The 12,462-nt window shown below is 50.2% G+C and carries 13 protein-coding genes; 11 read left to right on the top strand and 2 right to left on the bottom strand.

Annotated features, from left to right (window positions below; genetic code table 11):
- Positions 1–20: 20 nt before the first annotated feature.
- The 11 genes from OYT88_RS03355 to OYT88_RS03305 all read left to right on the top strand — a co-directional run bounded on the left by OYT88_RS03355 (position 21) and on the right by OYT88_RS03305 (position 9,785).
- Entirely contained in the window at positions 21–206 is a 186-nt protein-coding gene (locus tag OYT88_RS03355; RefSeq protein WP_274397982.1) for a hypothetical protein, read from the top strand.
- A complete protein-coding gene (era, locus tag OYT88_RS03350; RefSeq protein ID WP_274397980.1) occupies positions 203–1,111 on the top strand; it encodes a GTPase Era in 909 nt (302 codons plus the stop codon). The genes OYT88_RS03355 and era overlap by 4 nt, the downstream gene beginning before the upstream one ends.
- A gap of 107 nt (positions 1,112–1,218) precedes the next feature.
- Positions 1,219–1,356, top strand: a complete 138-nt coding sequence (locus OYT88_RS03345; protein WP_274397979.1) for a YqzL family protein — start codon at positions 1,219–1,221, stop codon at positions 1,354–1,356.
- 41 nt (positions 1,357–1,397) lie between these two features.
- Positions 1,398–2,144 (top strand): DNA repair protein RecO, encoded by a 747-nt coding sequence (recO, locus tag OYT88_RS03340; protein ID WP_274397978.1) that lies wholly within the window; start codon positions 1,398–1,400, stop codon positions 2,142–2,144.
- Positions 2,145–2,234: 90 nt separating this feature from the next.
- Entirely contained in the window at positions 2,235–2,864 is a 630-nt protein-coding gene (gene ccpN, locus OYT88_RS03335) for a transcriptional regulator CcpN (RefSeq protein ID WP_274397977.1), read from the top strand.
- An 80-nt stretch (positions 2,865–2,944) separates the two neighbouring features.
- The gene (locus tag OYT88_RS03330) at positions 2,945–3,754 is read left to right on the top strand and encodes a pyruvate, water dikinase regulatory protein (RefSeq protein ID WP_274397975.1); all 810 of its coding nucleotides are present in this window, start codon (positions 2,945–2,947) and stop codon (positions 3,752–3,754) included.
- A gap of 189 nt (positions 3,755–3,943) precedes the next feature.
- Positions 3,944–4,396 carry a YaiI/YqxD family protein gene (locus tag OYT88_RS03325; RefSeq protein WP_274397974.1) on the top strand — a complete coding sequence of 151 codons (453 nt, stop codon included), beginning with the start codon at positions 3,944–3,946 and terminating at the stop codon, positions 4,394–4,396.
- A gap of 16 nt (positions 4,397–4,412) precedes the next feature.
- Positions 4,413–6,248, top strand: coding sequence for a DNA primase (gene dnaG / locus OYT88_RS03320; protein WP_274397973.1), 1,836 nt, complete (start codon positions 4,413–4,415; stop codon positions 6,246–6,248).
- 21 nt (positions 6,249–6,269) lie between these two features.
- Positions 6,270–7,388: an RNA polymerase sigma factor RpoD gene (rpoD, locus tag OYT88_RS03315; RefSeq protein ID WP_274397972.1), complete on the top strand. Its 1,119-nt coding sequence runs from the start codon at positions 6,270–6,272 to the stop codon at positions 7,386–7,388.
- A 499-nt stretch (positions 7,389–7,887) separates the two neighbouring features.
- Entirely contained in the window at positions 7,888–8,592 is a 705-nt protein-coding gene (locus OYT88_RS03310; RefSeq protein WP_274397971.1) for a tRNA (adenine(22)-N(1))-methyltransferase, read from the top strand.
- A 71-nt stretch (positions 8,593–8,663) separates the two neighbouring features.
- The gene (locus OYT88_RS03305; RefSeq protein WP_274397969.1) at positions 8,664–9,785 is read left to right on the top strand and encodes a Nif3-like dinuclear metal center hexameric protein; all 1,122 of its coding nucleotides are present in this window, start codon (positions 8,664–8,666) and stop codon (positions 9,783–9,785) included.
- Between the two features lie 1,086 nt (positions 9,786–10,871).
- Here the strand turns inward: OYT88_RS03305 and OYT88_RS03300 are convergent.
- Both OYT88_RS03300 and vrrA read right to left on the bottom strand, forming a co-directional pair.
- Positions 10,872–11,855 (bottom strand): 4-hydroxy-3-methylbut-2-enyl diphosphate reductase, encoded by a 984-nt coding sequence (locus OYT88_RS03300; RefSeq protein WP_274397968.1) that lies wholly within the window; start codon positions 11,853–11,855, stop codon positions 10,872–10,874.
- A gap of 95 nt (positions 11,856–11,950) precedes the next feature.
- Positions 11,951–12,457, bottom strand: coding sequence for a VrrA/YqfQ family protein (gene vrrA, locus OYT88_RS03295; RefSeq protein WP_332238717.1), 507 nt, complete (start codon positions 12,455–12,457; stop codon positions 11,951–11,953).
- Positions 12,458–12,462 lie beyond the last annotated feature (5 nt).

The raw sequence follows: 12,462 nt of genomic DNA, 5'->3' as shown, positions 1-12,462 counted from the left end.
GGAAGAAAAGAGTGAAACAAATGAAAGATGAACAGCTAATGGCGGCAGCGCGAAAAGCAATGAATGGTGCCGATGCACCCGATGCATATTTTCAGGCGCGTGCCTTTTCAACGAAACCCGGCAAAGTTGCGGGCGGGTTCCGTGGCGGGAACGCGGCCGAAGGACCGCTTCCGCGGACCTTTGAAGCGGGGGATATGAAAAAATGAGCGAATCATTTAAGTCCGGTTTTGTCGCAATTATCGGCCGGCCGAATGTCGGAAAATCAACACTTCTGAATCAGGTTCTCGGCCAGAAAATCGCTATAATGAGCGATAAGGCGCAGACGACGCGAAATAAAATCCGCGGCATTTACACGACGGATGACGAACAGATTATTTTTATCGATACGCCGGGGATACATAAACCGAAACACAGACTCGGAGAGGTCATGACGGCGACGGCGCTGGCTACGCTTAACGAAGTGGATCTGACTCTCTTTATCATCGATGCGGAGCAGGGCTACGGCAGAGGCGACCAGTTTATCATGGACTTTTTGAAGAAGACCGCCTCCCCCGTTTTTCTTGTCGTCAATAAAATCGACAAGGTACGCCCGGATGACCTGCTTCCGCTTATCGAACGCTACCGGCAGCTGTACCGCTTCGCCGAAATTGTTCCGGTGTCCGCTTTGCAGGGACAGAATGTCGGAACGTTGATGAAACAGATCCGCGGCTATCTGCCCGACGGTCCGAAGTATTACCCCGACGATCAGGTGACCGACCATCCGGAGCGGTTCATCGTTTCTGAACTGATCAGGGAAAAAATTCTTCAGATGACCCGGGATGAAGTCCCTCATTCCATCGCCGTGATTATCGAACAAATGAAGCACGACAAAGATCGCGGCATCGTTGATATTCAGGCGACGATCGTTGTGGAACGTCCTTCGCAGAAGGGAATTATCATTGGAAAGGCGGGCAGTATGCTGAAAAAAATCGGCACACTGGCCAGAAAGGAAATTGAAGCGCTGATCGGCTCGAAGGTCTTTCTCGAACTGTGGGTGAAAGTCGATAAAGACTGGCGCGATAAAGAAGAAGAGCTGAAAAATTTTGGCTATATCGACGACGAAAAAGAGTAAAGCCTTACAGTTCCGCGCTCAATTAGCAATCATTTCTTCTCATGATTCCGTATTTTTCGCAGACGCTATAACAGACGAGGCGAAAAAATGGGAAAGAAGGGAAACTCATGTTAGACTTAGCTTGGTGGACTTTTTGTATGACCGGGAGCATCGATGTCTATCTGCTGATGAGGGAAATAGAACAAGATGGCGAGGGACAGTCGGCGGCGGAGCCCCTGTCCGGCCTATCCGAACCTGCCGGATAAGCAAAAATCAAGCAAGATGAGGGAAACGGGTGATCGCTTTGATGATCAAAGCGGAAGGTATCATCATTCGCACGACGGATTATGGGGAAACGAATAAAATCGTGACCCTTTTTACTGAAGAATACGGAAAGATAGGGTTGATGGCAAGAGGGGCAAAAAAGCCGAGGAGTCCCCTTTCGTCAGTCAGCCATGTCCTTTTTTACGGCCTCTGTCTCTTCCAAAAAGGCAGGGGCCTTGGCATGTTATATCAGGCCGAGGGACTGAATCCTCTCAGACACATCATGGAAGATATTGAAAAAGCGGGTTATGCGGCCGTCATGCTTGAGCTGACGGACCGGCTGACTGAAGAAGGCAAAGCTTACAGCGGGCTTTATCATATGCTCAGGGATACACTTCTGTTAATGGAGAAAGGAACGGATGCTGCTGTGCTTGCGGCGATTTTTGCGGTGAAAATGATGCGCATTGCCGGAATCGATCCAGAGGTGGATCGCTGCATCCGCTGCGGCAGACAAAGCGAACAAGTCAGATTTTCTGTATCCGGAGGAGGGATTCTCTGCTCCGATTGCGCGGGTGCGGACCCTCATGCGATTCCTGTCTCGGTTCCGGCTGCAAAACTGCTGTCACTTTTTAAACATATTCCGATTGCGCGGATCGGGCATGTGTCGCTGAAGCGTAAAACCATAGAAGAAATCGAATCATTGATTGCTGTTTACTATGAACAAAACGCGGGATTGAAACTGCGTGCCTGGCGTTTTATTGAGCAGCTGTCCAGGTTTCGGACCGAATGAAACGCTGCGGTACTGTTCGTGGGGCAGGGATAACGGCTGATCGGACCGTCATGCGTTGCACACAGAGATATGAAAGGGCAGGGGAAACGGATGGAACTGAATGAGCGGCAAAAAAAAATTATTGAAATTGTGAAAGAAGGTGCGCCGGTAACCGGGGAGCAGATCGCGGAAAAACTTCATGTGACGCGTGCAACCCTGCGGCCGGATCTTGCCATCTTAACCATGGCCGAGTTTCTTGATGCGAGGCCGCGTGTCGGCTACTTTTACACCGGTCAGACCCTTTCAACATTGCTTTCCAATCAGATTAGAAAAATGAAAGTAAGGAATTATCAGTCTCTTCCGGTTGTTGTCAAAGAATCTTCGTCGGCTTATGAAGCGGTATGTGCCATGTTTCTGGAAGACGTCGGTTCTCTTTTTATTGTTAATGATCAAGGCCTGCTTTCCGGAGTCCTTTCGCGAAAAGATCTCTTGCGAACGGCGATCGGGTCTCAGGATATGAACCATGTGCCGATCAGCATGATTATGTCCCGGATGCCGAATATCACTTTTTGCCGCAGCGATGATGCCGTGATTGACGTTGCCGAACTGCTTATATCGAGAGAGATCGACGCTTTGCCGGTTGTCCGGGCCAAAGGGGACGGGCTGGAAGTTGTCGGGCGGATCACGAAAACGAATATTACCAAAGCTTTTGTCGAGCTTGCCGGAGGGACTGATGAGTGATCAGTCCGGGCAGAAAATCCTGAATCATGCCGGCGCTTCACCCCGGAAGACAAGGGATATGATACTTGGGAGGAATGTAAATGACTGAACGCCACCTGATCTATGTTGTCTCCGATTCTCTCGGCGAAACGGCCGAGTCGGTTGTCTGGGCGGCAGCAAGCCAGTTCGGGCAGACAAATGTTGAGATCGAACAGTTTTCATTTGTCCGCGATACAAAAAAGATTGACGATTTGGTTGCTTCGGCGAAAAAGGATCACGCTTATGTCGTGTTTACTCTGGTGATGCCTAATTTAAGCCGCTATTTTACAGCGAAAGCCATGGAAGCGGGAATCCAGTATCTCGATCTGATGAGCGAGATGGTCGACGGATTAAGCCTGTTTTTCGGTAAAAAACCTTTGGGGGAACCCGGGCTTTCTCATCAATTGGACGAAGACTATTTTCGAAAGATGGAAGCCATCGAATTTGCGGTGAAATATGATGATTGTAAAGATACACGCGGCATTTTATTTGCGGATATCGTGCTGATCGGCATCTCCCGTACGTCCAAAACGCCGCTTTCACAATTTCTGGCCGTCAAAAAATATAAAGTAGCGAATGTCCCCATTGTTCCGGAAGTCGATCCTCCCGAAGAACTTTTTAAGATCAATCCGAAACACTGCTTCGGATTGAAAATCAGCACGAAACGTCTGAACTCGATCCGTATGGAACGGCTTGCCGCGCTTGGACTGGACGGAGGAGCAAATTATGCGAACCTGGACCGCATTAATGAAGAGCAGCGATATTTCGACGAGATTGTCCGGCGTATAGGCTGCAGGGTAATCGACGTGTCATTTCGTGCAGTCGAGGAAACGGCTAATGAAATACTGAAATCGATGAGTGAAATCGGCTGATTTTCTCGCAGATCCTGCGGCGTTTGCAGGCGCGGTGCCGTTGCTCCGCTCTGATCTGAAAAAATATTGATCCGGAACGGCGTGCCGGACAGATTGAAAAACCCTCTCCGCATTTTTTGACAATATTGGCAATATAAAAACATAAAAAGACAAGAAGGATTTATAAAGGAAGTTAGAGAATTATTAATTATGGTGAATAAAATCACGTTATATGTCGATGCGGACGCATGCCCTGTAAAAAAAGAAATTGTCGACTGTGCCGGATTGTACGACATTCAGGCTGTTTTTGTTGCTTCTTATGCCGGGTTCAGCCCCGACCGGCAATCAGCATGGATTTTTGTGGATCAGGAGAAGGAAGCCGCCGATCTCTATATCCTAAACCATGCCCGGCCGGGCGATGCCGTTGTGACACAGGATATGGGGCTCGCCGGCCTGCTTGCCGGCCGCGGGGTGTCCGTTTTATCTGATCGCGGAAGGGAGATCATGGAGAGGGATGTTCCGGAAATTCTGAACAGGCGGTATATATCCCGCAAATCGCGTGCTGCGGGAAGGAGAATCAGGGGACCGAAGCCGTTTGCCGCGGAGGATCGGAAAAAATTTTCGGCTGCTCTGACAAATTTGTTATGCCGTTTAGGTCATTAGGATATAAATAAGTAATATGTTGGTGGTGCATGGCAAAGTGCGGCTGCAGGAAGAAACCATTGAGAAAATCAGAAAGTCACTCGATATTGTCGATATCATCGGCGATTATGTTCAGTTGAGGAAGCAAGGGAGAAATTTTATAGGCCTGTGTCCTTTTCACAGCGAACGCACCCCTTCTTTTTCCGTATCCCCGGATAAACAGCTTTATCATTGCTTCGGGTGCGGTGCGGGAGGAAATCTGTTCACATTTATTATGGAAATCGAAGGGATGTCCTTTTCAGAGGCGGCGCAGTTGCTTGCAGACAGGGCAAAAATCGATCTGGGCTCCTCTTTCTCAAATACTTCTGCCGGAGAGCATGCCGATCAAAGCAGAAAACAACTATCCGAGGGTATGAGCCTGTTAACGAAATTTTATCATTATTTGCTGGTGACTGCAAAGTATGGCAAACCTGGCATCGATTACCTGATTGATCGCGGATTTACAAAAGAGATGATTGAGCGCTTTCAGCTCGGCTACGCGGTGGACAGCTGGGAGGCAGCCACTTCTCTGATGGAGAGAAGGCGGGTGAACCTCGAACAGATGGAGAAGGCCGGGCTGATCGGCAAACGCGGTTTTGACAATAAGTATTTTGATCGTTTCCGCAACCGGATCATTTTTCCGATTTTCAATCCGAGAGGACAGACGGTCGCTTTCGCCGGACGGACGCTTGGCGATGAAAAACCGAAATATCTGAATACCCCGGAGTCTTCTCTCTTCCACAAGGGGAAAATTCTGTATGGTTACCATCTGGCAAGGCCGTCGATCCGAAAAAGCAATCAGGCGGTACTGCTCGAAGGCTACGTCGATGTGATCCGCGCACATCAGGCCGGCATAACGAACAGCGTCGCCTCAATGGGAACGTCGCTGACCGAAGAACAGGCGGCGGCGCTTTCCCGGGCGGCGGAGACAGTAGTCATTTGCTACGACTCGGACAGCGCCGGAATTGAAGCATGTTTTCGCGCGGCGGCCATGTTTCAGGAACGCAGTAAAATTGTGAAAATCGCTAAAATGCCTGAAGGAATGGACCCCGATGACTACATTCGCAAGTTTGGCGGCGAACGTTTTAGAAGTGATGTAATAGGGGCGAGCCAAACGCTGATGACTTTCAAGATGGATTACTTCAGAAGAAAAAGGAATCTGAGTGATGAAGGAGATCGGCTGCTCTACATCGAAGAAGTGTTGAGGGAAATCAGTACTCTTAAAGGAGCGGTGGAACGTGACCATTATCTGAGATTGCTGGCTGAAGAATTTTCAATTTCTCTGGATGCACTGAAGAGACAGGCGCAGATGTACAACAAAGCGGCAAAAAGGGCGGAAAAACGCCGGGACCGCGTGCGCCCTGTCATTTTAAACCGGACGGACCGGCTTCCTCCCGCTTATGAAATGGCGGAGCGAAGGCTGCTCGCAAGAATGATGAGAAGCGGGAAAGTGACGGAATATGTCCGGGAAAAAGTGGGCGGGACTTTTGCCGTTGACGTGCACCAGGCATTGGCTGCACATCTGTATGCCTATTATGAGGGGGGCAATCCGCCTGATGAAGGACTGTTTATCCAGCGTCTTGAAGACCCCGGTCTTCAGCAGAAAGCCGTGGAATTATCTATGATACCTATAAGTGATCAGGCGGAAGAAAGAGAAATTGAAGACTGCATCGATCAGGTCATCAGGCATTCCAAAGCGGCGGTGATTGCGGATAAAGAAGAGGAGAGAAAGCGGGCGGAACAAAGCGGCCATTATCAGCTGGCTGCCCGGCTTGTGTCCGAAATCATCGGTATTAAAAAGCAATTGAACACTCACAATGCTGAGCGAGAATAGTACTCGGAAGGAGGGGGTCAAATGGCAGGCAAAGCAAGCAGGACGGATCAAGGAACAGATCAGGAACTGACCGTGGATCAAGAAAAAGAACAGCTTTTTGAATTGGGAAAGAAGCGGGGTTCTCTGACATACCAGGAAATTGCGAATCGTCTTGCGCCATTTGATCAAGAACCGGAACAGATGGATGAATTTTATGAGATGCTTGCCGATCAAGGCATCGACATCGCAGATGAATCCGATGAACCGAGTTCTGATGGAAAGAACAAGGAAGAAGAATTCGACTTAAATGATCTCAGCGTTCCCCCGGGCGTCAAGATCAACGACCCGGTCAGAATGTATCTGAAAGAGATCGGGCGGGTGGATCTGCTTTCTGCAGATGAAGAAATCGCCCTTGCCAAACGGATTAAGGCCGGAGATGAAGAAGCCAAAAGGCGGCTTGCGGAAGCAAACCTGAGGCTGGTCGTCAGCATTGCCAAACGCTACGTCGGACGCGGCATGCTGTTCCTCGATCTCATCCAGGAAGGCAACATGGGGCTGATTAAGGCCGTTGAGAAATTTGATTATACAAAAGGGTTCAAGTTCAGTACCTACGCGACGTGGTGGATACGCCAGGCCATAACCCGCGCCATTGCCGATCAGGCCAGAACGATCCGCATTCCTGTCCACATGGTGGAAACCATCAATAAATTGATCCGTGTCCAAAGGCAGCAGCTGCAGGATCTCGGCCGTGAACCGACGCCTGAAGAAATCGGCAAAGAGATGGACCTCTCCCCGGACAAAGTCAGGGAAATTTTGAAGATCGCTCAGGAACCGGTCTCGCTGGAAACGCCGATCGGCGAAGAAGACGATTCTCATCTTGGCGATTTTATTGAAGATCAGGATGCGAAGGCACCTTCTGATGCTGCAGCCTATGAACTTTTGAAAGAACAGCTGGAAGACGTACTGGATACGCTGACGGACAGGGAAGAAAATGTTCTGAGACTTCGTTTCGGACTGGACGACGGCAGAACAAGGACGCTTGAAGAAGTCGGCAAGGTTTTCGGAGTAACGAGAGAACGTATCAGACAGATTGAGGCCAAGGCTTTAAGAAAGCTTCGCCATCCGAGCAGAAGCAAGCAATTGAAAGACTTTTTGGACTGAAGACCCGGCAAGCCGCTTGCTCCCCGTAAAGGGGGCGAGTTTTTTTTTATAAAAATGGAAAAGAACTGTTTTACACTTTTCATTTTAATGGCTTTTCATTCGACTTGCAAATAATCGCCGGAAAATTTGACCGGCCGTAGCCGATAAACAGATTTTTGGCTTTTATAAATATTGAATACCTTTCTATTTTAAACGATAATGAAAACGTTATCAACAGAGAGCCTCCGCAGCGCGGCTGCCCTTTTCAAAAACAAACAGGAGCCTTTTCGCAGCCGCGAAGATTTGCGGATGTTTTTAATTCTTCTCTGACTGCAACTGCGAAACCTGTCTTTTTGAGATTTTGCGGCTGCTCCGCCGTCCGTGCGACGGCGATTGACACAGTAGTTTTTCGTGACACAGACAGATTCCGACCTTTGTCCGCTCGGAAATTGGGCAATTTTCACGGAATGTGATAAGATAGCATGGAATTCGCAAGCGTTAAAATTAAGGATTGTGACCCATGCAAACGATACACTTGTCCAAAAGACTTCAGGCTGTCCTGGCGTTCATTCCCCAGGGGGCCGTGCTGGCCGATATCGGGGCGGATCACGCGCATCTTTCCTGCCGTGCCGTACAAAAGGGGATAGCTGTTCAGGCGATTGCCGGAGAAGTAAGAGAAGGCCCGTTCAATCAATCGCTCTCTAATGTCCTGGCCATGGGCATGGCCGCTTCGGTTTCTGTCCGGCTGGGGGACGGACTGGACGTCATCAAACGCGGGGAAGCCGGTGCTATTGTCATTGCGGGGATGGGCGGGGAACTGATCGCGGACATTCTTGAGCGCGGCCGTGCGAAGCTTGCGGAAGGGGCAACGCTGATCCTGCAGCCGAATATCCGCGAGGCCGTCTGCCGTGCGTGGCTCGCCTCCGGCGGCTGGACGATTATTGACGAAGCCATTGTCGAAGAACCGCCCCATTTTTATGAGATCATTAAAGCCCGCCGGTTTTCGGCGGGAGAAATCCGTTTGACTGATAAGGAATTGATGATGGGGCCGATCCTGCTCAGAAATCAAACCCCCGTCTTTAGGAAGAAATGGTCGCTGCGTGAGAGAAAGCTGCGGATGATTGTGCAGTCGCTCGAACAGAGCGAGGAGACGGAAGCTGTGAAATTAAAGAGAGCGGACTGTGTCCGGACCCTGAAGATGATCGGGGCCGTTCTGAAAAGATAGCGGACGCGGGAGCAGGCGGCGTGCCCGGGAGTTCCCTCAAGATAAAATTCCTGAATAAAGAAGGCTTTTGCATGAACCAATGGATTTCGGGCCGGCGGCTTATTGAACGATTCGAGGAATGGGCCCCGAAGTCTCTGGCCTACGAAAATGACAAAATCGGATTGTTGATCGGGACTCTGAATAAAAAAATAAAGAAAGTCATGGTAACGCTGGATGTGCTGGAAAACGTTGCCGATGAAGCGGCGCAGAAACAGGCGGACCTGATTATCGCGCACCATCCGGTGATTTTCCATCCGCTGAAAAATGTACGGTCCGACGAAGGCCAGGGCAAAATTGTCACGAAATGCATCAAACATGATATTGCGGTTTACGCGGCGCATACCAATCTCGATATCGCGGAAGGCGGCGTCAACGACATGCTTGCCTCTCAGCTCGGACTTGCCGGGACAGAGATCCTGCAGCCGGCCGTCAGCGAACCGCTGTATAAGCTTGCGGTCTATGTGCCGGAGAGTCACCTGGAAACGGTCAGAGACGCGATCGGCGACGCGGGAGCGGGCTTTACAGGCCACTACAGCCATTGTACATTTACGTCGGACGGGGAGGGGACTTTTCTGCCCGGGGAAGGCACTCATCCGTTTATAGGCACTCCGGGCAGGCTGGAGAAAGTTGCCGAAAGAAAAGTTGAGACCGTGGTGCCGGAGCACCTGCTTTCCGCAGTCATTGAAAAGATGATCGAGAGCCATCCCTATGAAGAGGTAGCTTATGACGTTTACCCTCTGAAAAATGAAGGCAAGGCTTACGGGCTCGGCCGTCTTGCCAGACTTCCCGAACCGATCGCATTCGGCGACTATTGCCTGAGCGTCAAGGAAAAGCTGGGCCTGGGAGGATTGCGAGCGATCGGTCCTCTGAATGAAAAGGTACAGACGATAGCCGTGTCGGGCGGAGACGGCAACAGTCTGATTCCGTTTGCAAAAAGCCGGGGAGCGGATGTGCTGATTACGGGCGATATCTACTACCATACCGCTCACGATGCCCTGCTGTGCGGATTGAAGGTCATCGACGCAGGACATCATATTGAATCGGTGATGAAGAAAGGCGTTCAGCTTTATCTGCAGCGAGTGATTGAAGAAGAAAACTGCAATACTGAAGTGATTATTTCAGAATCGGCAACCAATCCGTTCCAGTTTATCTGAATAACGAAAGGCCCGCGTTTGCCGGAAGATCGGCTGCGGGCCTTTTTTGTTTATTTGTTTATATGAGTATCTCTTTAGCTCATTTTTCTGCTGTTCGTCAAATGATGATCGGCTTTTCCCGGGACTATCAATCTCTCGAAAAACGGAGAGCGTTTCCGTGATGAACAAACTTCTGCAGCAATTGATAAACTTCCTGTCGCGGTTGATAAACCGAATGTACCCTCGAAGACCGATTAAGCACCGGCGTCGACCGAAAAACAGCATCTAACTGTAGCCGGATTCGGAGCGATCTCTCTTGTTTGGTGCGACTCTTTTCTATTTCGGAGCGACTTCCCGACGATTCGGTGCAGGTTTGGCCCGATTCGGTGCGCTTTTTCGGCATTTCGGTGCGTCTGTAACCGGATTCGGGGCGACCTTTCTGATTCGGAGCGACTTCCCAACGGTTCGGTGCAAGTTTGGCCCGATTCGGAGCGACTTTTCGGCATTTCGGTGCGTCGACCGATAAACGGCCAAAACTCCCGGCCGTGGGTTGATTTAATCAATCGGGTATAAATTACTGTTCCGATCATTTACCTATTGATTCCGGTCCGTTTACTGCCGATTACTGTTAATATTTTGCACTTTACTGCTTTATACAGCGATTAACTGTACGCTCTCGTTTTCCAGCGCACCGCGATTTACAGGAATACGCAGCGGTCCGAAGAAAAAGATCGGGTGTTTTCGCCATGTAATGCCTGTCCGCGCAGGATATCGATTTTTTTCAACAAAACAAATTGCCGTTCGCATGAACATTCAGAGGAATAGGCAGGGGTCCTTACCAAGTGCCAAGCGATCGCCTGTCGGAAGGTCGGCTGCGGACCTTTTCTGTTTAACATCCGCCGATTTTCCGATCGGCTCATCGATCACTGCCCGTCTCCATTGAACGGCCGGCGGACAGGGGAAATCCGCATCTCTGAAATCAGAGAAATGACCTCTTAAAAGAGGAAGCCGCCCCGGCTGTGCCGTCAATCGCTTTCGGACAGGCTGCGAGGATCTTTTTTTCGCTGGCGGGATCCGCAGGCTTGTACGTTCTGAGCCATCAGGCCGTCAGGCTTCTCTCGGTTCTTTTCGGTGCCGGATGTGGTCCGCTTTGACCTTGGGCAGGATGTTTTTGTTCCTTGCTGCCTTGCTTTCGGTCGACCAGGTCTCCGGGTTGTCCGGATTGTATTGATCGAGAAAAAGGATAACCTCCTTGGTCAGCTGCGTCGGCGTTGATGCTCCTGCCGTGACCGCGACCTTCTTGACGCCTTTCAGCCAGCTTAGCTGCAGCTCGGACAAGTCGGCAATCCGATGGGCCGGCGTATGGGCAATTTCTTCAGAAACCTGTGCCAGCCGGTTGGAATTATTGCTTCGCGGATCGCCGACTACAATCAGGAGGTCGGCCTCTTTCGCCTGGGTGGCTACAGCCTCCTGGCGCGTCTGAGTCGCCTGACAGATTTCATTGGCCGTCTCCGCCTGCGGATATTTCTTTTTAATGTCATTCATGATTTCACGTACGTCCCACTGACTCATCGTTGTCTGGTTCGTGATGATGATTTTTTCTGCGTCAAGGTTGAGCTTATCTAAATCTTCAACGGTTTCAACAAGGTGGACACTATCGGGGGCGACGCCGATCGCGCCTTCGGGTTCCGGATGCCCCTTTTTTCCAATGTAAATGACGTGATAGCCCTCTTTTTTCTTCCTCTCGATCAGATCGTGTGTCTTCGTGACGTCGGGACAGGTAGCGTCGATTGTCGTCAGTCCTTTTTTTTCAGCGAGAATCCGCACTTCCGGTGAAACGCCGTGTGCGGTAAAAATAACGGTTCCGTGGTCGATTTCCTGCAAGAGGTCGATCCGTTTCTTTCCCGGACGATCAAGTGTGATGATGCCCTCTTCTTTGACCGCTTCGGTCACATGGTGGTTGTGGACAATCATGCCCAATATATAAATCGGCTTCGGCAATGCTTCATTCATGGCTGCTTTCTTCGCGATCACCAATGCATCAACCACACCGTAACAATAGCCCCGGGGTGAAACCTTGATCACTTTCATATATCTATCTCTCCGATCTGAAGAACTTCGTCTTTTCTCTGCTTCATTATAATGGAGCCGATTCGAGAACACAACGAAGTTGCAGAAGGGATGCCTTAAATGTACATACGCGGCCGTGAAGGCCTGGTCTCGAAGTCTTCGCTGTCCCACGAGATCCGCTTTTTTTTCACAGATTTATTTTTTCTTTCCCGGTTGGGAACGTTTTTTTTTGTCTCGTTTCGTTTCGTTTTTCGCTTATTTTTCGATTCGTTCTGCTTTTTCTTGGATTCGTTTTCTGTTTCGCCCGTTTCTTCTGCTCCGTCTGTCTCTTCTTCCTCTTCTGTCTCCTTCTCGGACTCCTCCGTCTCTTTGGAAGCCGTTTCTTCGGAGGACTGCATGCTTTTCAGAACGCTGATAATGGCCGGAGCGTTTTTGATCAGCGGCCCGAATTGCTGGAACATCGGAAGAACGGTTTGTGCCGTCTGAATCGCTTTCTGGGCATTGGCAAGCATGCCGAAAAAATTGATTCCGCTTCCTGACTGCCCTGCTCCGGAAGACAGCATTGAGAGCAGATTGGAAAGTCCGCCTGTTCCTGAAGAAGGGGCCACAGGCATTCTCGACATAGAGG

This window comes from Sporolactobacillus sp. CQH2019 (assembly GCF_028765345.1).
GTDB lineage: Bacteria > Bacillota > Bacilli > Bacillales > Sporolactobacillaceae > Sporolactobacillus.
Note: the sequence above shows the minus strand (reverse complement) of the source record. Positions and strands in the feature narration are given on the sequence as shown.